General features: G+C 62.5%; 23 protein-coding genes and 2 pseudogenes. 13 read left to right on the forward strand and 12 right to left on the reverse strand.

The window, feature by feature from the left end; translation table 11 throughout:
- Position 1: 1 nt before the first annotated feature.
- Both moaC and GA0061099_RS19355 read left to right on the forward strand, forming a co-directional pair.
- Positions 2-535: a cyclic pyranopterin monophosphate synthase MoaC gene (gene moaC / locus GA0061099_RS19350; protein WP_036025198.1), complete on the forward strand. Its 534-nt coding sequence runs from the start codon at positions 2-4 to the stop codon at positions 533-535.
- Between the two features lie 177 nt (positions 536-712).
- The gene (locus tag GA0061099_RS19355) at positions 713-3,445 is read left to right on the forward strand and encodes a bifunctional diguanylate cyclase/phosphodiesterase (protein ID WP_036025206.1); all 2,733 of its coding nucleotides are present in this window, start codon (positions 713-715) and stop codon (positions 3,443-3,445) included.
- Between the two features lie 81 nt (positions 3,446-3,526).
- Here GA0061099_RS19355 and GA0061099_RS19360 read toward each other — a convergent pair whose 3' ends face one another.
- A complete protein-coding gene (locus GA0061099_RS19360; RefSeq protein WP_036009952.1) occupies positions 3,527-4,861 on the reverse strand; it encodes a S41 family peptidase in 1,335 nt (444 codons plus the stop codon).
- A 304-nt stretch (positions 4,862-5,165) separates the two neighbouring features.
- On the opposite strand from GA0061099_RS19360, the gene GA0061099_RS19365 reads away from it, so the two are divergent.
- The 7 genes from GA0061099_RS19365 to GA0061099_RS19395 all read left to right on the forward strand — a co-directional run bounded on the left by GA0061099_RS19365 (position 5,166) and on the right by GA0061099_RS19395 (position 11,602).
- Complete coding sequence (locus tag GA0061099_RS19365; protein WP_074447974.1) at positions 5,166-6,299, forward strand: alpha-hydroxy acid oxidase; 1,134 nt, start codon at positions 5,166-5,168, stop codon at positions 6,297-6,299.
- Positions 6,300-6,327: 28 nt separating this feature from the next.
- Positions 6,328-6,951, forward strand: a complete 624-nt coding sequence (locus tag GA0061099_RS19370) for an HAD family hydrolase (RefSeq protein WP_036025208.1) — start codon at positions 6,328-6,330, stop codon at positions 6,949-6,951.
- A gap of 158 nt (positions 6,952-7,109) precedes the next feature.
- Complete coding sequence (locus GA0061099_RS19375) at positions 7,110-7,313, forward strand: hypothetical protein (protein WP_036009959.1); 204 nt, start codon at positions 7,110-7,112, stop codon at positions 7,311-7,313.
- A 219-nt stretch (positions 7,314-7,532) separates the two neighbouring features.
- Complete coding sequence (locus tag GA0061099_RS19380; RefSeq protein ID WP_036025210.1) at positions 7,533-8,741, forward strand: molybdopterin molybdotransferase MoeA; 1,209 nt, start codon at positions 7,533-7,535, stop codon at positions 8,739-8,741.
- Between the two features lie 176 nt (positions 8,742-8,917).
- A complete protein-coding gene (gene lexA, locus GA0061099_RS19385; protein ID WP_036009965.1) occupies positions 8,918-9,619 on the forward strand; it encodes a transcriptional repressor LexA in 702 nt (233 codons plus the stop codon).
- Between the two features lie 389 nt (positions 9,620-10,008).
- Positions 10,009-10,443, forward strand: coding sequence for a hypothetical protein (locus tag GA0061099_RS19390; RefSeq protein ID WP_025036527.1), 435 nt, complete (start codon positions 10,009-10,011; stop codon positions 10,441-10,443).
- Between the two features lie 217 nt (positions 10,444-10,660).
- Complete coding sequence (locus tag GA0061099_RS19395) at positions 10,661-11,602, forward strand: GAF domain-containing protein (RefSeq protein WP_036025211.1); 942 nt, start codon at positions 10,661-10,663, stop codon at positions 11,600-11,602.
- A 6-nt stretch (positions 11,603-11,608) separates the two neighbouring features.
- Here the strand turns inward: GA0061099_RS19395 and GA0061099_RS19400 are convergent.
- From GA0061099_RS19400 to GA0061099_RS40130, 5 genes and pseudogenes are all read right to left on the reverse strand, one after another.
- Positions 11,609-12,685, reverse strand: a pseudogene (locus tag GA0061099_RS19400) (ComEC/Rec2 family competence protein); the annotation flags it as partial.
- A gap of 32 nt (positions 12,686-12,717) precedes the next feature.
- On the reverse strand, positions 12,718-13,851 hold the full coding sequence (locus GA0061099_RS19405) for a tyrosine-type recombinase/integrase (RefSeq protein WP_083235127.1): 1,134 nt from the start codon (positions 13,849-13,851) through the stop codon (positions 12,718-12,720).
- A gap of 26 nt (positions 13,852-13,877) precedes the next feature.
- Positions 13,878-14,066, reverse strand: a pseudogene (locus GA0061099_RS43120) (helix-turn-helix domain-containing protein); the annotation flags it as partial.
- A gap of 12 nt (positions 14,067-14,078) precedes the next feature.
- Complete coding sequence (locus GA0061099_RS19415) at positions 14,079-14,417, reverse strand: hypothetical protein (protein WP_141697645.1); 339 nt, start codon at positions 14,415-14,417, stop codon at positions 14,079-14,081.
- A 225-nt stretch (positions 14,418-14,642) separates the two neighbouring features.
- Positions 14,643-15,011, reverse strand: coding sequence for a hypothetical protein (locus tag GA0061099_RS40130; protein ID WP_141697646.1), 369 nt, complete (start codon positions 15,009-15,011; stop codon positions 14,643-14,645).
- 62 nt (positions 15,012-15,073) lie between these two features.
- On the opposite strand from GA0061099_RS40130, the gene GA0061099_RS43125 reads away from it, so the two are divergent.
- The 3 genes from GA0061099_RS43125 (at position 15,074) to GA0061099_RS19435 (ending at position 16,578) form a co-directional block, all read left to right on the forward strand.
- The gene (locus GA0061099_RS43125; protein WP_074447978.1) at positions 15,074-15,268 is read left to right on the forward strand and encodes a ribbon-helix-helix domain-containing protein; all 195 of its coding nucleotides are present in this window, start codon (positions 15,074-15,076) and stop codon (positions 15,266-15,268) included.
- Between the two features lie 129 nt (positions 15,269-15,397).
- On the forward strand, positions 15,398-15,682 hold the full coding sequence (locus GA0061099_RS19425) for a hypothetical protein (protein WP_057030391.1): 285 nt from the start codon (positions 15,398-15,400) through the stop codon (positions 15,680-15,682).
- Between the two features lie 527 nt (positions 15,683-16,209).
- A complete protein-coding gene (locus tag GA0061099_RS19435) occupies positions 16,210-16,578 on the forward strand; it encodes a Rap1a/Tai family immunity protein (RefSeq protein WP_074447980.1) in 369 nt (122 codons plus the stop codon).
- A 44-nt stretch (positions 16,579-16,622) separates the two neighbouring features.
- Here GA0061099_RS19435 and GA0061099_RS19440 read toward each other — a convergent pair whose 3' ends face one another.
- From GA0061099_RS19440 to GA0061099_RS19450, 3 genes are all read right to left on the reverse strand, one after another.
- Positions 16,623-17,270, reverse strand: a complete 648-nt coding sequence (locus GA0061099_RS19440) for a hypothetical protein (protein WP_074447981.1) — start codon at positions 17,268-17,270, stop codon at positions 16,623-16,625.
- Positions 17,242-18,093, reverse strand: a complete 852-nt coding sequence (locus GA0061099_RS19445) for a DNA-processing protein DprA (protein ID WP_420886541.1) — start codon at positions 18,091-18,093, stop codon at positions 17,242-17,244. The genes GA0061099_RS19440 and GA0061099_RS19445 overlap by 29 nt, the downstream gene beginning before the upstream one ends.
- A gap of 374 nt (positions 18,094-18,467) precedes the next feature.
- Positions 18,468-20,570 carry a phage tail length tape measure family protein gene (locus tag GA0061099_RS19450; protein ID WP_074447983.1) on the reverse strand — a complete coding sequence of 701 codons (2,103 nt, stop codon included), beginning with the start codon at positions 20,568-20,570 and terminating at the stop codon, positions 18,468-18,470.
- 86 nt (positions 20,571-20,656) lie between these two features.
- On the opposite strand from GA0061099_RS19450, the gene GA0061099_RS19455 reads away from it, so the two are divergent.
- A complete protein-coding gene (locus GA0061099_RS19455; protein ID WP_074447984.1) occupies positions 20,657-20,839 on the forward strand; it encodes a hypothetical protein in 183 nt (60 codons plus the stop codon).
- Between the two features lie 357 nt (positions 20,840-21,196).
- Here the strand turns inward: GA0061099_RS19455 and GA0061099_RS19460 are convergent, their stop codons facing one another.
- The 3 genes from GA0061099_RS19460 to GA0061099_RS19465 are packed head-to-tail and all read right to left on the reverse strand — an operon-like array spanning position 21,197 to position 22,211.
- Positions 21,197-21,814, reverse strand: a complete 618-nt coding sequence (locus GA0061099_RS19460) for a hypothetical protein (protein WP_074447985.1) — start codon at positions 21,812-21,814, stop codon at positions 21,197-21,199.
- Positions 21,811-21,939: a hypothetical protein gene (locus tag GA0061099_RS42770; protein ID WP_276327049.1), complete on the reverse strand. Its 129-nt coding sequence runs from the start codon at positions 21,937-21,939 to the stop codon at positions 21,811-21,813. Before GA0061099_RS42770 ends, GA0061099_RS19460 begins: the two co-directional genes overlap by 4 nt.
- Before the next feature lie 11 nt (positions 21,940-21,950).
- Complete coding sequence (locus GA0061099_RS19465) at positions 21,951-22,211, reverse strand: hypothetical protein (RefSeq protein WP_074447986.1); 261 nt, start codon at positions 22,209-22,211, stop codon at positions 21,951-21,953.
- Positions 22,212-22,344 lie beyond the last annotated feature (133 nt).

Raw genomic sequence — 22,344 nt, forward strand, 5'->3', positions numbered from 1 at the left:
CATGGCGCGCAAGCCGGCGAAGACCATTTCAGCCAAGACGAAGCAGGCCAAAGCAAAGGCCGGCCCCGCCCTCACCCATATCGGCGCCTCCGGCGAGGCGCGGATGGTCGACGTCTCGGACAAGCCAGCGACGGAGCGGCTGGCGGTCGCCGAGGGCCGCGTCGTCATGACCAAGACGACGCTCGATCTGATCGTGTCCGGCAACGCCAAGAAAGGCGACGTGCTCGGCACCGCGCGCATCGCCGGCATCATGGCCGCCAAGCGCACCTCGGAGCTGATCCCGCTCTGCCATCCGCTCGCCCTGTCGAAGGTCATTGTCGATATCGAGCCTGACGCCAAGCTGCCGGGCTGCGTGGTACGGGCCACCGTGAAGGTGACGGGACCGACCGGCGTCGAGATGGAGGCGCTCACGGCGGTGTCGGTCGCCTGCCTCACCATCTACGACATGATCAAGGCCGTCGAGCGCGGCGTGCGCATCGAGGGCATCCATCTGGTCGAGAAGCTCGGCGGCAAATCCGGCCATTACCGCGCCTGACGCGGGCTTGCGTTAGCGCCCCACTTTCGCGCCGCGCGCATGGATTGCTTTTGCGCGCGGGTATTCACGTCTCGTTAACCGCGCTTCCTAACTTTACTTCCACACCGTCACCGTAAACCAACGGATGTTCTCAGGGTCCTGAATTGATCCTGACGTGTGCGCGGCAACGAATCCAGCATGAAGATGAAATTCGGCAGTCGTCTCTTTGACCAGGTCTTCGTGCGCAGCGGCCCGATCCGCTGGCTTGTGGTTGGCGGCACGCTGCTGATCGCGGCCATCGCCATAGGCTCGGTCCTGATGGCGCAGAACTTCCGGGAGCGGGCGCTGCGCAATTCCGGCCGCGAGCTGGAAAACACCGTGCTGCTGCTTGCTCATCATTTCGATCAGCAATTGCAGGACTTCGCCGTCATCCAGAAGGGTTTCGTCGACTACGTCCGCACCACCGGAATTACCACCGGAGAGGAGTATCGCAAGCGCCTCTCGGGCGAGGACGTGCACCGGATGCTGCGGTCGAAGATCGAGGCGCTGCCCTATATGGGCGGCCTCAACATCATCGATGCCGAAGGCAATCTGATCAATTCGTCGACCGCATGGCCGACGCCCAAGGTGAATGTCGCCGATCGCGCCTACTTCCGCACCTTCAAGTACGATCCCTATGCGCCTGATGTCCTGATCGAGCCGCTGCACAGCCGCATCTCCGGCGCGTGGACCATTCTGGTGGCCCGGAGGGTCGTCGGGCCACGCGGCGAGTTCCTCGGCGTGGTCGGACGCGGGATCGAACCTGCCAATTTCGAGAAGTTCTTCGCCTCCGTGGTGCTCGGCGAAGGCGCGACGATCTCGATGCTGCATGGCGACGGCACACTGCTCGCCCGCTATCCGCAGTCCGGCGAATTGATGGGGCGAAACTTCAAGACCGGACCGTTCGAGCATCAAAGGGTGTTCGGGCTCGATCATTTCGCCGGCCGCTTCAACAGCCCCGTCGACGGCGAGGACCGGCTGATCTCCTCCCGTGCCCTGCCCCACTTCCCGATCCTGGTGATGGCCACCACGACGCGCGCAGCGGCCTTGGCTGACTGGCGCGAGCAGATCGGCATTCTGATCTCGATCGCAGCCTCTTCCGCGCTCGCGATCGCAGGCGTGCTGATTGCCGTCGTGCGCAAGCTGCTGGAGCAGCACCGCCTTTCGCGCGAACAGCTGACGCTGGAGAAGCAGCGGCTCGACCGCGCGGTCAACAACATGACGCAGGGCCTGTTGCTGTTCGATTCCGAGCAGCGGCTCGTGGTCTGCAACCAGCGCTACATCGAGATGTACGGCTTGTCGGCCGATGTCGTGAAGCCCGGCTGCAGCTTTCGCGACATCATCGCCCATCGCAAGACGACCGGCTCGTTTACCGGCGACGTCGATGCCTACGCCGCGCGCGTCCTGAAGGACATCCATCTCCGCAACTCCATGGTGGTCGATACCGCCGACGGCCGCTCGATCCACATCCTCAACGAGCCGCTCGCGGATGGCGGCTGGGTGGCGACCCACGAGGACATCACGGAGCGCCGGCGCATCGAGGAGCGCATCACCCACCTCGCCCATTACGACGCGCTGACGGACCTGCCCAACCGCGCCATGTTCCACGAGCATCTGCGGCAGGAGCTGGCCGCGGCGCGCGACGGCGAGCAGACCGCGGTGCACTACATCGACATCGACGAGTTCAAGGGCGTCAACGACGCGCTCGGCCATCTCGTCGGCGACGAGCTGTTGAAATCGATCGCGACCAACCTCCGCCGCTGTGCGGGTCCCGCAGACTTCGTGGCGCGACTCGGCGGCGACGAATTCGCCATCGTGCAGGGCGCGGTAACGTCGTTGGATCAGGTCAACGAGCTCGTCGCGCGCGTCTTCGAAACCATCCGCACGCCGGTCGACTGCATGGGCCATCATCTCACCAGCGACGCCAGCATCGGTATCGCGCTCGCGCCGGAGCACGGCACGGCGCTCGACCAGATCCTGAAGAACGCGGACATGGCAATGTACGCGGCCAAGTCCGCCGGACGCCACACCTACCGCTTCTTCGAGCCGGACATGGACGCCAAGGTCCGCGAACGCCGCCAGCTCGAGGGCGACCTGCGCCACGCCATCGCGCAAGGCGGCCGCGAAGGCGGGCTCGAGGTGTATTACCAGCCCTGCCTCGGCCTGAAGGACGACCGCATCACCGGCTGCGAGGCTTTGGTGCGCTGGCGCCATCCCGAGCGCGGCTGGGTCTCGCCGGCCGATTTCATCCCGATCGCCGAGGACACCGGCCTGATCAACGAGATCGGCGAATGGGTGCTGGCGACCGCGTGCCGGGACGCGGCAAGCTGGCCCGACGACATCCGCCTCGCCGTCAACGTCTCGCCGGTGCAGTTCAAGAGCGGCACGCTGGCGCTGAAGATCATGGCGGCGCTCGCAGCGTCGAATCTGCCGGCGAGCCGGCTCGAGCTCGAGATCACCGAGGCAGTCCTGATCCGCGACGACGATGCCGCGCTTGCCATCCTGCACCAGCTCCGCGCCATCGGCGTGCGCATCGCGCTCGACGATTTCGGCACCGGCTACTCGTCGCTGAGCTATCTGCACCGCTTCCCGTTCGACAAGATCAAGATCGACCGCTGCTTCGTCGAGGACATCGCCCGTCCCGACGGCTCCGCCAGCATCGTTCAAGCCGTCGTCAACCTGGCGGCCGCCCGCCGCATGACCACGACGGCCGAGGGTGTCGAGACCGAGGAGCAGCAGCGCCTGTTGCGTACGCTCGGCTGCTCCGAGATGCAGGGCTATTTGTTCAGCGCCGCCAAGCCCGCCGACAAGATGCTGGAGCTGTTCGCGCTGCACCGCAGCCGGCGCGCCCGGCGCGAAGGCAGCGAGAGCCGCCGCCGCGAGGTCGGTTAGGTCGAAACGGCGCTGGAAACGAAATCGCCCGGAAGCGGTCCTCCGCTCCCGGGCGAAACATGATCCGGAACGTCGTAAGATCTAGTTCGGCACTGCAGCCTTCGTCGCGCGCTTGGCAGCGACGGCATTTGCCGTAACGCCGTGGAGGAAGTCGTAGGCTGCGTGCAGAGCCTTATCGTCCTTCTCTTCCGGCGGAACGTAGGACTGCGATCCGGTCTGCTCGGTGCCGTCGGCCGACAGATGCCCGCGCATCTGGGATTCCGCCATGGTGTCCATCCGCCCCTTCAGCTCGGGCGGCACGTCCTGGAGGATCTCGATGTCGGGCGCGATGCCTTGGGCCTGGATCGAGCGGCCCGACGGCGTGTAGTAGCGCGCCGTGGTCAGCGCCAGCGCGCCATTGCCGGAGCCGAGCGGAATGATGGTCTGCACCGAGCCCTTACCAAACGATCGCGTGCCGATCAACGTCGCGCGCTTGTGGTCGTGCAGCGCACCGGCAACGATCTCCGAGGCCGAGGCCGAGCCGCCGTTGATCAGCACCACGATCGGCTTGCCTTTGGTGAGGTCGCCGCCATGAGCGGTGAAGCGCTGGGTTTCTTCCGGACTGCGGCCGCGGGTCGAAACGACCTCGCCGCGCTGCAAGAAGGCGCTCGACACCGACACGGCCTGGTCGAGCAGGCCGCCCGGATTGTTGCGCAGATCAACCACGTAGCCGGCGAGCTTCTCCGGCGGGACCTGCTTGGAGACCGAGGCGATCGCCTTCTTCAGGCCGTCGGCGGTCTGCTCGTTGAACGAGGTGATGCGGATATAGCCGATGTCGCCGTTCTCGACGCGGAAGCGCACCGGACGCACATGGATGATCTCGCGCGTGATCGCAACCTCGAGCGGCGCATCCGCACCCTTGCGGATGATGGTCAGCTTGGTCTTGGTGTCGACCGGTCCCTTCATCTTGTTGACCGCCTGCTCGAGCGTCATGCCCTGCACGGCCTCGCCGTCGATCTTGCCGATGAGGTCGCCGGACATGATGCCGGCCTTCGAAGCCGGCGTGTCGTCGATCGGCGAGACGACCTTGACGAGGCCATCCTCCATCGTGACCTCGATGCCGAGCCCGCCGAACTCGCCGGAGGTGGTCTCCTGCATCTCGGTCCAGGCCTTGGCGTTCATGTAGCGCGAATGCGGGTCGAGCGAGGTCACCATGCCGGTGATCGCCCCCTCGATCAGCTTGGCATTGTCCGGCTTCTCGACATAGCTGGCCTTGACCCGCTCGAACACCGCGCCGAACAGATTGAGCTGGGAATAAGCATCACCCGCACTCACTGCCGCCCGCGCTGCCCATACGCCGCCCTGCGGGCTGGCTACCAGAAGGGTCAGGCACGCTCCCGTGAGCGCGCCCAGGGGGAACAGCAGGGTTTTCCGCATGAAGGTGCCTTTTGTGCTTGGCGTTTCTCTTGAGGCTGGGAGACGCCATGCAAATGGCGATCCAGTCCATCTCTCACAATACCATTCTGGTTTCTTCAAGGCCGGGATGCCGCGCTGGCGGGTACACCGAAGAAATCCCTTCGCCTTGGCCTAAACTTTTGGCAACGTTCCGAAACTGTTTCGAAGCAACACGACACCGGTCCGGGCCGCCCACGCTTCGCAGCTATGCGATTTTAGGATGGTTTTGGAGGGCCGGACGCGATAGGCGATGGCGACAAGACTTCAAATTCTCGGGAGGACAACAATGAATGAAGCGCCCCGCATCCGGCCGGAACGGAACGTCGAGCTCGGCGCCAGCGACGAGCCGTTCCAGAACCTGCACGAGTTCATCCGGAAGGCGCGCGCCAACCTCAACCAGAATGCCTGGGACTACATCATCGGCGCCGCCGAGACCGAGACCACGATGCGGCGCAACCGCATGGCGCTCGACGAGATCGCCTTCCGCCCGCGCGTGCTGCGCGACGTGCGCAGGATCGATGGCAGCGTCGAGCAGTTCGGCCGCAAGCTGCGTCTGCCGGTGGTGCTGGCTCCCGTCGGCGCACTCGAGATCTTCGATCCGGATGGCGCGGCGAGCGTCGCGCGCGCTGCAGGCAGGTTCGGCGCGGCGCACATGCTCAGCTCGGTGTCCGAGCCCGGCCTCGAGACGACCGCCGAGGCTGCCCCCGATGCACTGCGTCTCTATCAACTCTATGTCCGCGGCGACGATGCCTTCGTCGCCGACGTGGTCGACCGGGCCGAGAAGAACGCCTATGCCGCCTTCTGCCTGACCGTCGACACCGCCCATTACAGCCGTCGTGAACGTGACATCGCCAAGCGCTACGTTCGCGAGAGCCGCCTGCGCGCCACCGGCGGCGATTTCCAGAAGGGCCTGGAGTGGCGGACCGTGAAGATGATCAAGGACACGTTCAAAATTCCGCTGATCCTCAAGGGTATCGCCACGGCCGAGGATGCGCAGATCGCGCTCGATCACGGCGTCGAGTGGATCTACGTCTCCAACCATGGCGGGCGCCAGCTCGACCACGGCCGCGGCGCCATGCACGTGCTGCCGGAGATCGTCGACGCCGTGAAGGGCCGCGCCAGGATCATGGTCGACGGCGGCTTTTGCCGCGGCACCGACATCGTCAAGGCGATCGCGGCGGGCGCCGACCTCGTCGGCATCGGCCGGCTGCAATGCTGGGCGCTGGCGGCAGCCGGCGAAGCCGGCGTCGCGCGGATGCTGGAGTTGCTCGAAGACGAGGTGCTGCGCTGCCTCGGCCTCCTGGGCGCCACCTCATTCGCCGAGCTCGACAAATCCTGCCTGCATCCGGCGGCCGCCACCAACGCGCCCAGCGTGTTCAGCGCGTTCCCGCTGTTCGACCACGAGCCCTATCGTTACTGACGCGCCATACCGAAGTGAAAAGGACGCAATGACATCGCTCTCTCCCGGCAGCGCGGATGCGCTGCTGTTCGACCTCGGGCGCGTTGTGCTCGACATCGACTTCTCCAAGGCGATCGCCTGCTGGGCGGGACATGCCGGCTGCCAGCCCGAGGCCATCATCGCGCGCTATGTGCGCGACGAGGCCTACCGGTTGCATGAGATGGGCAAGATCAGCGATGCGGACTATTTCGCCTCGCTGCGGTCCTCGCTCGGGATCGGCATCTCGGATGCGCAATTCCTGGAGGGCTGGAACGCGATTTTCGCCGGCGAGATGCCTGATATCGCCGAGCTGCTGCCGCGGGCGGCGAAGCAGATGCCGCTCTATGCCTTCTCCAACACCAATCGGCCGCACGTCGACTATTTCTCGAAGGAATATGCCGGTCTGCTCGGCCATTTCCGCGAGCTGTATCTGTCCTCCAGCATCGGCCTGCGCAAACCGGATGCCGAGGCCTTCGACCATGTCGTGGCGGCGATCGGCGTGCCGGCCGAGCGCATCGTGTTCTTCGACGACCTCGCCGAGAACATCGAGGGAGCGCGGGCGCGCGGGTTGACCGCCGTGCATGTCACCTCGCCGCGTGATGTCGGGAACGCATTGAAAGCACTGGGGATCTGAGCCGCGGGAAAGCCCGGAGCGCGCTCACTTGCCGGAACAAAAACTGCTGAAAATGTGGAACCTGATCACTTTGTGCATTTTTATACAGAGTTCCGGGAACGGAATACCACCCTTCGGACTCATGAGTCCGTTGGGACTTCTACATTGGACTGATCGACGTGCTGGGCAAGACCTATCTCACCAAGCAAGCCTCTCTCCTGCTCGAATTCGCCAGAACCACCTCGGATTCTGACCTCTCCGCCAAGCTGATCAGCAAGGCCGCCGACCTAAAATCCCAGGCGGACCCGCTGCCGGACAAGGATCAGGGTCCCAAGCCGCCCGACGTCGCGGACATCAGTCCGGGCGATCCGACGGGGCGTTGAACGATGTTGGCCGTGGCGCTCGTCATTCTCGTCCTTGCCATGGCAATCCTCGTTCCGGTCTGTCTCGCCTTCCGCATCATGCCGCGGCAGAGTTGAGCCGACCTTCTCCACCCCGCGATCACGCAGGATAAATCATCCCGCGTGCTGCTTTGCCTCACGCCTGCACTCGGCTAGAACTCTCGCCGCCCATTGACTGATGTGCTCAGCAGGAGTTCGCCCGTGGCCCTGATGCCGGTTTCTGACGCGCTTGCTGCGGTGTTGGCCGGCGTCGAGCCGCTGGCTGAACAGATGGTTTGCCTCGACGAGGCCTACCATCGTGTGCTCGCCCGCGATGTCGCGGCGCGGCGCACGCAGCCGCCGGAGGCGATGTCGGCGATGGACGGCTATGCCGTGCGCACGGCCGACGCGGCAAACGATTCGAGGTTGACCGTCGTCGGCGAGGTCGCGGCGGGCCGGCCGCTCGCGGGAAGCGTCGGCCCCGGCGAAGCCGTGCGGATCTTCACCGGCGGCGTCGTTCCCGACGGCGCCGATGCCGTCGTGATCCAGGAGGACACGGCTGCCGACGGCAAACATGTCACGATCAAGGAAGCCGCCATTTTCGGCCGGCACATCCGCCCTGCAGGCGTCGACTTCCGCGAAGGGGACGTGCTGCTGCGCAAGGGAATCCGCCTCACCGAGCGCGATCTCGCCCTCGCCGCTGGAATGAATCATCCGCATCTCGCCGTGATCCGCCGCCCAAAGGTCGCGATTCTCGCCAGCGGCGACGAACTCGTGATGCCAGGCACCACGCCTGGTCGCGGCCAGATCGTCTATTCCAACGGCTATGCCCTGCATGCGCTCGCCCGCAGCGAGGGCGCCGAGACCATCGACCTCGGAATTGCCGCCGATACGCTGGAGGCGACGTCCGCCGGCATCCGCCGCGCGCGCGAGAGCGGCGCCGACATCCTGATCACGACCGGCGGTGCCTCGGTCGGCGACCACGATTTGGTCCAGCAGGCGCTCAAGGGCGAAGGCATCGCGATGGCGTTCTGGAAGATCGCGATCCGGCCGGGCAAGCCGATGATGCACGGTCGGATAGGCGCGATGCGCGTGATTGGCCTGCCCGGCAATCCCGTGTCGTCCTACGTGTGCGCCTTCCTGTTCATGGTCCCCTTGATTCGCGCCCTGTCGGGCCGTTCAGCGATTCATCATCGGCGCGAGCGCGCCGTGCTGGGCCGCGATCTCGCCGCCAACGACCAGCGCGAGGACTATCTGCGTGCGCGGCTGGAGGAGCGCGACGACGGCACGCGCGTCGCCCTTCCGGTCAGCCATCAGGACTCCTCCCTTCTTGCGAATCTCGCTGCGGCACAGGTACTTCTGGTGCGCGCACCGTTCGCGCCGAAGGCCGAGGCCGGCACGCCTTGCGAGGTGCTCCGGCTGCCCGTCTGAGCCGCCCAGCCACACGCATTCCGCGAGCTTGGCCGCGTTCACCATAAATTAAGCAGTTGCGGAACACATATCGAACATATAGTGTCCGTTCATGATTTGTTTCGAGGATGTAGCGGCTTAGTGCCGGCTTCATCGTGTCGGAATCGAACGACATCAACCGGGGGACTTTGGTCGAGATGTTGACGCGCAAACAATACGAGCTTCTGCGGTTCATCAGCGAACGTCTGAAGGAAAGCGGCGTGCCGCCGTCCTTCGACGAGATGAAGGATGCGCTCGACCTGCGCTCGAAGTCAGGCATCCATCGCCTGATCACTGCGCTCGAGGAGCGCGGCTTCATTCGCCGCCTGCCCAACCGTGCCCGTGCCATCGAGGTGATCAAGCTGCCCGAGCTCCAGGCCGCCGCCGGCAATCGCCGTGGCTTCACCCCGAGCGTGATCGAGGGCAATCTCGGCAAGGTGCGCGCGAGCTCCAGCCCGCCCGCGGACGAGGGCGAGCGCCCCGTCGCGGTGCCCGTGATGGGCCGCATCGCCGCCGGCACGCCGATCGAGGCGCTGCAGACCCGCAGCCATACCATCAGCGTGCCGCCGGACATGCTCGGCTCGGGCGAGCACTACGCGCTCGAAGTGCGCGGCGATTCGATGGTCGAGGCCGGCATCCTCGACGGCGACATGGCGCTGATCCAGCGCAACGAGACCGCCAATACCGGCGACATCGTGGTGGCATTGATCGACGACGAGGAGGCCACGCTCAAGCGCTTCCGCCGCCGCGGCGCCTCGATCGCGCTCGAGCCCGCCAATGCCGCCTACGAGGTCCGCATTCTTCCGCCGAACCGCGTGAAGATCCAGGGCAAGCTGATCGGGCTTTACCGGAAGTACTGATACGGGAAACATCAAGCGCCGCGCGCGTTTCGATCGGCATCGGCGATCCAGGATCGGAGCGGATACTTGTCCGCTCCGGCTGGACGGTTTCTCTGGTTCTGCGCCGGCTGTCCGGTCCATCTTCCCGCGCGACATTCGCCCGCGCAGGCGCGCAGCAATCTCGCTCTGCTTCACCGGTAGAGTTGTGCCGGCAGTGCTGATAGCTCCGGCCGAATGCAAGGACGCGAGGTTTGTTCCTATCGAATCCGGGAAAGATAATGTGATCGCGCGCTGCGGACGCGAGCCGCAGATTTGCCCATAACCGAGCAGAGCGTTGTATGCTTCCACTCTGATAGAGGCCTGCGCCTCGAAAGAGACGCGGGTCGCTATCCCAGCATGAGGAGCACCCGATGTGTGACTACAGCCTGCATGCCGTCGCGACGCGCCCCGCCGAAGTCGGCGAGACGATCGTCACGACAACCTTCCGCGGCACCTCGACGCGCGGTTTCGCTTCCGAAGCCGATCCCTCCGTCGCGGTCTGTCTGCTGCCGGGGACGGAGCTCGCTTTCGCCGACAACGTCCGCTACGACAACCGCTGGATCTGGACGCGCACCGTGAACTCTCGCGTCGGCAAGTTCGGCAAGATCGACCCGCACATTCCCGATCGCCATCATGACGCGATCGAATTCCCCGACGGCAAATACGTGCTGGTGACGCAGCTCGTCGAAGGCCAGCGCGCGACCGTGCTGCAATTGCCGGTGACGCAGCCAGCCCCCGAGCGCGAGCACAAGCCGCAGATCGTCGCCGACACGCGGCCCACGATCACGCGCCTGCCGATCGGCTGACGCCCTTCGGCCGACAGGCCGAGCCCGGGATTGAAATTGCCGTCGCCGGCCGAGGCCGGCGAGCCCGGCAAGTTTGTGTTTCAGGACATTCGATCGGCGAGCCCACCGCCGCGCCTCGTCGTCGCACGAAGTTTGGGCCGTGCTGCCCGCATTTTGAACGTCCGCTCCGCAGCCAAATGACCGATGCTGTCGTGGTTTGAGGCGGCGGACACGCTCGATGAAGACCTTCATTCGCGTCGTTGAACTTTGGGTACCCGACCGGACGCGCATGCGGCTGGAATTCGGCGGCGGCCTCTACGACGATGGGCTGTCCGCGTTCAAAGCCGTCAGCGAAGAGCTGCACTTCGGATATGACGAGGGACTTCCAGGCAAGGCCTGGGCCTGTGGCCACCCCGTCATCCTCACGAAATTCGCCAACTCCTATTTCAAGCGGACCGATCAGGCCGCTGCGGCCGGCCTCACCTGCGGCGTGGCGGTGCCGGTGTTCGCGGGCGAATTCCTGCAAGCCGTGCTGGTGCTGTTCTGCGGCGACGACGAGGCGCATGTCGGCGCGATCGAACTCTGGCACAACGATCCTGATCTCTCGCATGAGATGGGGCTCGTCGATGGCTATTACGGCACCGCGGACATGTTCGAATTCAACTCCCGCCACACCAGATTTCCGCGCGGCTTCGGCCTGCCCGGACGCACCTGGAAGGCGGGCCTGCCGCTGATCATCAAGGACTTGCACGACGCCAAGAGTTTCCTGCGCTGGGAGGACGCCGCCAAGGTCGGGATCAATCTCGGCGTCGGCGTGCCCTACCGAACCGGTACCGACCAGACCTGGGTTCTGACATTCCTCTCCGCGCAGGCAACGCCGATTGCACGACGCTTCGAGATCTGGGTCCCGAACGAGGACCGTTCGGCGCTGGTCTTTCGCGCCGGCGATTGCAGCGCGCAGACCGACCTCGCCGCACGCTATGCGGCGCAGTCCATCGCCAGGGGCGAAGGCAGCATTGGCGGCGCCTGGGCCGCCGGCATGCCCGCGCTCAACGACGATCTCACCCGTGACGGCTCGATCGCCGGCTCCGAAGCCTGCGCAGCCGGGCTGAGCCGAATGGTGGCCCTGCCGGTCATCGGCAACGGAGGGCTTGACGCCGTGCTGGCCTGGTATTTGTGATCCGCGTCAATCGTCGGCCTGCAAGTCGGCCTCCGATGGCGTTGCGTCCCGGTTGCGGGGCACGGCCGCCTTCGGCACGAGGCTGCCGTCGAAATCTCCCTCGCCGGCGCCGGCCGGCAGCCAGGGACGGCTTGCTCCCCTCGTCCTCACCGCCTGCACTGAAAAGCCCTCGCCGCGTCTCGTCAGAGCCAGTGCGCCCTGACTGGCAAGACGCGCCCGATCGACCACCATCGCCGCGCAATCGGGTGGCGCAGGCCGCGCCGTCACCACCAGCGCGGCGCGGCTGCAATCATCGGCCAGCGCGTCGATACGCGTCGCCAACGCGATCAGTCGTCCGTCCGCGAGCGGCGCCACGCAGCCGGTCTCGTCACACGACACCCCACTCGCCAACGAGGCGTTGCCGGCATCGCGCGGATCGGCATCGGCAGCCAACCACTCCTTCAGCAGGAAGCTGTCCTTGCTGGCGCGGATCACCTGCAAGCGCCCATCGCCGCCCCGGACCGCGACGCTCGCGCCATCCCCGGCAATCAGGATATCGGGCTGCCGCACCGACAGTCCCCAGAGGATCGCTGCCAGCAGCACCAGGGCGCCGGACCAGCGCAAGGGCGTGCGCAACAGGCCCATCACGATGAGCCCGAGGCTCGCTGCAATCAGCGGCGCGATCCCGAAGGCGGGAATTCGGCCGACGGCGCCCGGCAGGGCCGCCACCCAGCGCGCGACCAGGACCATCCACTCGATGCCGATCCCCATCAACCACCAGAACACGCCGTCGAGCCCGAAGGGCGCCGCGAGCAGCCCCAACAGCCCGGCCGGCATCACCAGCGCCGAGACCACCGGCATGGCGCCGAGATTGGCGAGCACGCCGTATGGGGTCACGCGATGGAAGTGGAAGGCGGCGTATGGCGTGGTCGCGAGCCCCGCGATCAGCGAGGCCAGGAACAGCATCGCGATCTCGCGGCCGCCCCACAACGCGATCCGCGCCGTCGCGGAATGATCGGGCGAGGCGAGCAGGTTCGGCATGCCGATCTGCACCAGCGCCACCAGCCCGAGCGTTGCCGCAAACGACATCTGGAATGTGGAATGCGTGTTCGGACTTCGCTTGTTAGAACAAACGCTTAACCTGCATCACGCAGTGTTGTCCGGGACTTTTTCCGGGACTTTGCCAGCCGCTCGACCGCTTCAGCGACGTCCTCGTCGAGCACGTGTGCATATCGCAGGGTGCTCTTGATGTCCCGGTGATTGAGCGCTTTTTGCACCAGCTTGAGGTTGCCGCTGTCGCGCAAGAGCTTGGTCCCGAAGTCGTGCCGGAAGTCATGGAAGCGGAAATCGGCCAGCCCAGAAGCGGCTCTGAGGCGCTGCCAGGCGGTCTTAGCGCCAGTGTACGTCAGAGGGTAGCGTTGGCCCCTAATCCTCCCCAGCCGCTTGTTCCCGTAGATGGCAACGTACGTGAAAGCGAACTCAGGGTGCTGGCCCCTTAGCGGAAACAGTATCTCCCAAACCGCGGGCGTGATCGGGAACACCACGCGCCTGCCACCTTTGCCCAAACGAACAATCTGCCGGGTGCCGAAGTCCACCTCGGACCACCTCAGCGTAACGCATTCCTTCAACCGCATGCCGCTCGCGCGGACGAAGTCAAAGAACGGCCCATAATCAACCCGCATTGCTTGGTCGAGCGCCTCAGCTTCCTCGCTCTTCAGTTCGCGCACGCGCTCAGCAGGCTCGGCAAGGAGCAGGTCCTCCCACCGCGGCTCATTCTCGAATACCGCTCCCTCAGCCTTGGCGAAGGTGAATAGGCGCTGCAGCACCTTGGTGGCCGATCGGTTGACCGTGGCCTTGGAGATGAGCGGAAGGGCCTGCTCTTGCTCCTTGGTGCGCTTGCCACGTCGCGAGACGCGATGGCCTCGCCGCCACGCCACCATGTCCTTTGCGGCCTTGTGATCAATCTCCGTGAGCGGCTTCTCCTTGCCGAAGTACTCGATCAGCCGCGCCAGATTTGTCTCCGTGGCTTTGGGGTCGGAGTCGTACTGCGCACTGTCGTTCCAGAGGCGGTCGGCGACGTCATCGATCGCCAAGGATGCCTTGGCGCGCCGGGTCGCCTTCACAAGCGCCTTGGCCTTTTCCCGCTCTAAGGCCTCGAACTTCTCCGCCTCCCTTCGAGTCGTGCACTTCGTGCTGCCATGAAACCGATTACCGGCGTGCTGGAAGTCGAAAGAGTAGTAGGGCGACCGTGGGTCTTTATAGACTGACATGGCGTTTCCCTCCCGCGTCGCCGCTCGATAAAGTCGTTCAGATCAGCCTCTGTGAAGCGCCGCCGGGGCCGCTTCTTGCCGAGCCCAACGTTGATGTATCCGATGGCGCCCTCACTAACGAGGTCGCGAAGATGGTCTTCCGTGATGTTAAGCCAAGAAGCCGCCTGCTCAGGGGTGAGCAAACGGTTGTTGTCGTTGGCGGGATTGGGCGTCATGTGCTGAGAGCCCTACGCGCCACCCGTCCTGCGTGAGATAAATTCTTTTACATATTCGCTGGCGGTTTCGGGAACCCACGTCCGCCCCACGCCGGACATCAATTCTTGATCGGTTTCCTGGTCTGGAAGATCCTCAAACAGATCGTAGTACGCATCGAGAATGCCGGGTTCGATGGAGTCTACAGTTTCGGCTAAGCGAGTGAATATCTGGGCGCGGGCTAATTCACCCTTCGATTGAGCAAATTCCGCCGCACCTTGGAATTGAAGTTTCAGCAGGTCGTCTGCCATGGTCCATCCCCATAAATCTCGTTCGCTTGCTGCACCATGCGGACAAGCGTCGTCGTTGCCCATGCGGGCCTTCAGATCGAATTGTCGGGGTGGCAGCGCGCCCCGGTCTTGAGTTTCGAGCTTTACCTCGCCGGCCAGAGCCGACGCACAAGCCGCCAAATGGCGCGCCGTTAGTAGTGTACGAGGTTTTCGCCGGGATCATAGTCAAAACCCGTAAAATTCTGCGTTGGGTGGCAAGAAAGCCCGCCCCATCCCTGAGGCGGGCCAATCCTAACCGGGGTTAGTTTTTCAGACCGGTTCGGCAGCCGCCGCCCTCACCAGCACCCGGTGAACCTCGGGCTCCATTTCGTCGTCGCAGATGCCGAGCTGGATCACCACCAAATCGTCGTCCGTGCGACGGTGCTTGTCGAGCAGCGCGACGACGTAGTTATCCCGCACCTTCTGATCGGGGTCTTGCTTGCATGCCCACCGATGCCAAGGCAAGGCACGCACATTGGCCTCCGGATCGTCGCAGTAGCGCCCGTGTCCCGTTTTGCCGGTATGTGCACTGGCGTACGGCCTGACGCCGGCTTCGCGAAGCCCGTGAAAATACGTCCTCGCGCAGAAAGGCGTTGAAAGATCGACACCAGCGCTAGCATTGAGATTCAGATTAGACATTTACTTCCCCAATCGTGTCCGGTGCGTTTGACCGGCCCCGAATTTCTGTTACACCGGAAATCATGGCAAAGTCAATAACGGTGACACCGAAAAAGAAGCGAGGCCGCCCGGCCACCGGGCGCGATCCACACGTTACTGCACGCCTGCCGCAGAACTTGATAGACGCAATCGAGGTGTGGGCTTTTAAGAATGGGTCCTCCCGCTCCGAAGCCATCCGGCGGTTGGTCGAGATCGGGCTAAAGGCCAAAACGAAGTAGGACGCCCCCAAGACAGTTGACCAAGTGCGTCTCTGTTGATGTGAATAACACGGATAACTCACGTATTCGGCTTACATCACAACTTGGGGTGATCATCCTGAGGGCATTGCTCGAATCAGGAGGTTCATCGTGGGCGTCTTTTTGGTGACTTGGGATCTGAACAAGCAGCGTACGAACTACAACGAAGCGCGGCAGGCGCTGGTCACACATCTTGCGCGCTACAACCACATCAAAGATCCGGGGCTAGACTCAGTATGGTTCATTGAATCGTCGGCCACAGCAGACGCGGTTTCGGCAGACATCCTCACGAAGATGGACAACCAAGATCGGCTGATCGTGACCAAGCTAGTAAGCGGGCAGCATCAAGGCTGGCTCGGTAAGCCGGTGTGGGATTGGATCAACCCTCGTCTCTAACGGTAGGGGCGCAATTTGGCGCGATCCGGTGCGCTACGGCTTGCGCTCTCGCTGCGGTTGCGCTTGGATGGCACTTTAGGTCTTGGGGGCCACTATGCGCATTTTAGGGACGATGGCGCTTTGCGCCGCGCTGGGCGGCTGTGCAGCCGCACCGAAAATGGGATGGGTCCGCGTCGACGGTCAGTCCTCCCGAGATAACCCGGTTCTACAGACCCAATTCGAAGTCGACAGAACCGCCTGCTTGGGTGAGCGCAATAAGGCGGCCCTTTCGGGGGTCACTGTCGCTGGCAGTGGATTGGCGGGAGCCATCGCAGCCCAAGAGCGAACCAACGCGGCCGACACTGTCGGTCAGGGCTGCATGGCTGAGAAAGGCTACCTCCTGGTCAGAGAAGATGAGGCAGACGCAAAGCGTGCTGAATTGGCGAGGGTGGCAGAGCTGAAGAAACAGCAAGAGGCCGCGGCTGCCGCGCCTGCTCCGAAGCAAAAGAAGCCAGCCTCCACAGCAAAGCCGTCAAGCTAGCCAGAAGATGAAGATCGCGATCTTATCCGCCGCCCTGGCATTCGCCCCCGTTTCCTCTGCATTCGCGACCGGAGCGGATTTCGATAGCGGCAACTACATGCTGCAACACTGCGAACACTACATAACCAAGAACGGTCAATTCGACGTTTGGGACGGCGAGTGCGGCGGCACGATCGGAACACTCACGTTCTTGGCCAGCGTGCTACCTGAAGGCTTCAAAACCTGTCCCCCTAAGGGCTACACCAAAGAGCAGGCTGCGAGAGTCGTCGTTGCTTACATGCGCAACAATCCGCAGATATTGAACGAGCCATATCGGATCTTAGCGATGACAGCCCTCAGTCAAGCCTGGCCGTGCAAATCATCATCGCGCCAATGAGGATTTCTTCGGGCGGCCCCGTCTCGCCCGAAAATTCCGCGTCACTAAGCCAGAAGATCGTCTAATGAGACCGCGCCGGAATTCGGGAAGACACGGCGCGCGATAAATATTCCGGTGATGATACTGGTGGGAAAGCGAGCCTTCAGAATATCTTTCATGGCCCGGAAGTGAGCTCCAGCCGTGAGCATGTCATCGACGATGCCAATATATTTTGGGTCGCCAGGGCTGCAAAGATTTTCGTCGATCTTGTAGTTATTTCGCAGCTCAGCGGGACTGAGGCGATTGCCATCATGTACCGCGTCGGTTGATTGGATTTGATAGACGATCTCACGAACATCGATTGGAACAGTCGACACTATGGCCTTGCAAACCCTCGTCATCCGATCATCGTAGAATTCGTCGGTTTTGGCCTTTGATGGTGGCACCGGCACTAAAACAGCTTCGGCTAGCCATAGCGGATTCAATGCGGGCCCTATAGCAGCGGCGCACTTCGCAATCGCGTCAGCCTTCCAGTGATAACCGCCCGAATTTTTCTTCTTCTTCAGATTTAGGATCAGCGAATTCGTTTCGCTGTGCGCGAAGCCCATCCCACGGGTGTATTCGTAGAGGAAGATGCAGGAGTCTTCCGCCGTCAGGTAGTGATGATCAGGCCGGTTGTGATCTTCAATCTTTTGGAAGCGGACTGCTGACACTGAGCGCTTCCCAAATGTCGTCCATCTTCTTCACCCGGATCGCACCGCGAGCCTCAAAAGAGGCCGGCCAAGTGATGTCGTTCCGTTGGAAGCAAGAATCGAGAATGAATAGCTTTCGGCCTTGGTGGAGAGCTGCGCGACCCTGCGTCAGCGTTCCACTCGTCTCCCCGGCTTCCACGATGATAGTCGCCTCTGTCATCGCGCTCATCGTGATGTTTCGCTCCGGGAAGAACAAGCGATTGTGGGGGACGGCTTGATTAGCGTACCGCAGCACTGGCACTTGGGAGATCAGTAGGTAATCACCTGCAATCCGCTTCTGCAGATCAGTGTTTTCCTTCGGGTAATAGACACCGAGCGGGGTGCCGATCACAGCGATCGTGCGCCCTTTGGCATCGAGCGCCGCCGTGTGAGCTGCCGTATCGATGCCATACGCAAGACCTGACACCACGGTGAAGTCCTGCGCCACAAGTTCGCGTGCCAGCTTCTTGGCGCGTGCGATGCCGTCATCGCTGGGCTTGCGGCTCCCGACGACGGCGACCGAGCGCGTTTCAGAAAGCTCCCACGTGCCTTGGAAATACAGCAGCTCAACGGGGTACTTTGCGTCGCGAAGGCGTTTGGGATAATTGCCGGCGTGGTGAATTCTCACCCCGAACCGGGATACGCCCGCCTTCGATAGCTTCGTCATGACCTCCTTGGCGCGGCTGTCGGCTATGCTAGGCGAAACAAAGTCCGAGGGCATCGCCGTTGGGTCCGCAGCGAATCGATCAGCGATCGTCTTGAAGGTGGCCCCTTGTTGCAGCCACAGTTCTTCGTACGCTCCCATCTCGCGAGAAGGCGAGATCGGGGCGACGGCGGCACCATCGTTGGGTCGGGCAAGGAGCGCGGCGTTCATTGGTTTTCCATCATCATCTTTGCCTGCCGATTCTGGAATAGCAAACGGGGCATGTGGATTACCGCTCGGGTCGCGCTTAGTTCCCATAAACATCCTCTACCACAGAAGCTTAACATATTGTTTTCACAAGGTTTTGCTCGGCGTGGAAGAGGATTCAAGCCATAGCCCCCGCCCTACGACACCGTAGGAGGACAGGAAGCTACGGGCTTATCTTGCTCATTTGGAGCCTTGGATGGCACGCGCTAGCCGAACCCTGCGACACCGGCAGCCCTATAGTTCAGGCCCCGGCGCCGCGCCCCCCTCCATCACAGCACCCTCCCCGTCTTCGCCCGCTTCACTGTCGCCACAACACGCCCAGGCAGCTCCGCTTCAAGCTGGGCAAGTTGCGCCTGCACGCGCGCCAACCCCTCTCTGTCGGCGCCCCGCGCATCAATGCTGATGGTCATGGGGGCGGAGATGTTCCCACCCACCCCAGCTCGGAGCGCATCATTCGGAATTACCTGCGAGCCGCGCGGCAGATTGACCAGCTCAGGCCCCTCTTCGCCAACAACGGCCATGCCACCCTGGGCGAAGTTGGTACCCGAGGCATAGAACGGCACGGGACCAGCTGGGCCGCCCAAGGTGATGGGACCGGCAGATGCACCGCCAACACCGAACAGGCTTCCGATGTTGAACCCGCCGCTGCCGCCGAAAGCGGAAGACCACAACTGTTCGGCCGCCATACTGGCCAGCTTATCGGCGATCTTGCTCAGCGCATTCAGGCCGGCGGACTTAAGAGCCTCCATCGCAGACGCGCCGTTACGGATCTGCTGTGTGAAGTCGGTAAATATGCCGCGCGTGATATCTTGACCGATCTCACCGATCTGCCGTAATGCATAAGCGCTCCGTAGCGCAGCGGCCTCCGCAGACTGAAGAGCGGCTGGAACGTTGTTGCCATAGATACCAGAAAGTTGCTGAGCAATCGCCAGATCTTGCGGCGTCAGAAACGCGGTCTTGGCGGCAAATTCCGTGTTAGCCACGACCCTCGCCTTCGCCAATTCAGCGGCAGCGTTTCCGGCAGCGGCGGCAACCTTATCGATCTCGGCCGCCACCTCTGGAGTTACCTTGCCAAAGGCCTGTTGTGCGGCCTCCGTCAGTTTGTACTGGGTTTCGAGCCTGGTTAACTCCTCGATGCCAGCACCAAATCCGCTAGCGCGACCAAGTGACTTTGCGTCCTGCTTGGCTTGCGAGTTGATCTGATTTTGGAAGCTCTTTAGCGCTTGCTCTTGAGCGCTAGCGGCATCTTCCGCGGCCTTCTTACGCTCGTTCGTAGAAAGGATCGACAACTGATCGTCTCTCGCGCGCGCTACGGCCAAGCGCTCCTCGGTGCTGCCGGCTTTTTCGAGCGCGGCGACATAGTTCTGCATGATCTTTTGGCGATCATCGAGGTTTGGCGTGACCGTGCCGGCAAGCTTCTTCATGGCATCGGCGAATGCTTCGCCCTGCTGGGCGGCAGCGAGCGCGGTAGCGTCAAAATTACGCAGCGCCCTTGATGTCCCCTCAATGGCAAGCTGCGCGGTGCCGGCCTTCGACGTTAGATCAAGCAACTCTTTGGCCAAATCACGAGTCTTTTCATCCGATGTGCTGTCCGCGATTTCTTGGATCGCACGCCTAAAGGCGAGCACGTCAGGCATGCCATTCTTGACGCTCGTTTTGAACGCCGTGATCTCGTCGCTGAATGCAGCAAACTTGCGCGAATTCTCCTCGATCGCAGGCCCAAGTCCGGTGATCCTAAAATCCGAGAGAGACTTGGATATGCTTGCTGAAAGGGACTGAAACTCCTTCTTGATATCATCGGTCTTGAAGCCAAGCAGTGTCTTTAGAACGGCGGCCGCCTCCTTGACCGCCGTATCAACACCCTTGCCAGCCTCCCCATACGCGTCCTTGAGCGACTTGATCAGCTCGGCATGCGCCTTGAGCTTGTCATCCAAATCGCCAACGCCACCAAGCGCCTTGCTCACGTACTGAACAGCCGCACCACCTAGCGCGATCGTCGCAATCGTGGCGAGGCTTGTAGGCGTGAGCAACGACGCAAAAGCGCTGCCAAGCAGTCCCACTGCACCAGCCGCGCCGCCCTGCCCCAGCACTTGGCTGATCTGAGTGCCTTGCTGCAGCGCCACGGTGAACGGGGACTGGCCGCCCTGAAGCTGAACCGCGATGTCCTGAAACTGCGCAGCGAGGTTGGCGGTCTGGAATTTTGCGCCACTGAGCGACTTCGTGACGTCGTCAATCTTCTTGGGCGCTTTTGTAAAAGCGGTACCAAGGCTATTGTCAACCGCGCCGATCTGCCCTACCAGCTTATCAAGCTGGCGCTGCATGGCTCGCGTGTCGGCCGAGATCGATAGAATTAGTTGTTCGTTGTCAGCCATAAATTCTCCGAAATGAAATTCATTGATTGTTGCGCGCTGCGCTTCATCTTGTTAGACGGCGCCCCTAGACATCAAAGGAGCGCCGAGTGGCAAAGAAGGCAAAGAAGATTGTTCGCCGCGATTGGACGCCCACGGAATTGCGTTCCCTCAAGAAGCATTCGAAGGATCGCACTCCGGTCGCGAAGATCTCAAAGGAGATGAAGCGCACAGTTGGCGCGCTCCGTCAGAAGGCGCTGAATCTGGGAATCGGACTCGGTCATCAGCGGTAGTTGGAGAGCTGCGCCATCTCACTGATGGTGCCGGCCCGTGCCTGGGGACGTTGCACTAACGCAACAGTGGCGATGTTCCGCGCTGGAACAGGCTTTCGCGACTCAACCTACGAGCTGAGTTCTGGAATGATCCTGTTAGCCGGGGCTGGCAGTGAGCATTCCGTAAGCATTCAATTTTCCCGGAAAAATTAGGCCGCAGGATCTAGACAGGTTCTGCGGCCATTCATTTGGTCAACGCTGCTTCGTTCTTGGATCTGTCGCATTCGCGAAGGATGGCCTTAAGGCTGGTGATGACTTCGCGGATTGACGGAGCTGGCTCTTTACCCGCGGGAACGCGCAGATGTGCAATTGATGCCGTCATTGGATCTCGTCCGGCCACCGCTTGAGCAGCTTGATAAAAATTCCCTCCGCAGCGATCTGCGTGTGTTGCGCAAAACCGCCGACGACTCTTCCGACTGCACCAGCGCCGAATGTCCCGGGTTGTTGACACTTCGTGCCATATTGCTTCTCAAGCAATAACAATCCATCGTGGGGAAACCGCATCTGCGAGGTGTCACCGATGCTTGGCCGGATGTGCCGCTCGACCGCACGTCCTTTGAAGATGCCGTGCTCAGGATGGCATTCGACGACGTGGATCAACGGGCCGGCATTCTCGGTCCAACCCGCAAGCACAACTTCGCACCGGCCGGTCAAATTCAGGCCGAGCGCCTTGCTTCGAGTAAAGCACGTTCGCACAAGATCCGGCATCGCATCGGCAAGCGAATGTAGATCCGCTAATGGATTCTCCACCAGATGCGACGAGAGCAGAACTGGGATCTCTGAGGTGCCAGTGATGCCAAGCACGCCATTGTATTCGGGCAGGATCGTAACCTTCGTTCCTATGCCGCAAAGCTTGCCGGTGGCTGGGTCGTGCCAAGCGCCGTCGCTGAAGACGTGGACTGCATCCGAGGACCTGAAGGCCGAAATCGCGGTCATTGGGCGTCACCCTCGTCGTCCTCAGATCCCTCGTCAATTTCGACGGTTTCGGCCTCGTCAATAAACGTGCTGGTGATGCCGACAGCAGCGAGAGTCGTCGCTGCTACTGCTGTAAAAATTGGCATTTGTGACTCCGTTAAGTTGATAGTCGCGCCGATTTGATCAGTTCACGCCTGAGTGCCAGCACCTCTTCTACAGGCTCCCGATCACACCCGATCAGCGATCGAGGCTTGCTATCCAGCGGACAGGCGGCGAACTTGCTGCGCCCGAGCGCGGCGGCGAGTGCGATACTGTCGGCATGGGTTGGCGCGTTGTGCGCGCGCCTGAATATCTCGACAGCCTCAGGAGTGATATGGACGCTGTGGCGCCGCTTGTCCCGCTTCAACCTCGCGGGCATGGTGGTTCTCCGAAACTTTCGAATCCCCAGCAGGCGTACCGCGAACCGTTCGGGTGCTCGGCGCGCCACCTGGACATGATTTCCGCTCCATAGAGCTTCCAGGCATTGCGCGCCGCCTCTCGGTCAGGATGAC

Source organism: Bradyrhizobium yuanmingense (assembly GCF_900094575.1).
Lineage (GTDB): Bacteria > Pseudomonadota > Alphaproteobacteria > Rhizobiales > Xanthobacteraceae > Bradyrhizobium > Bradyrhizobium yuanmingense.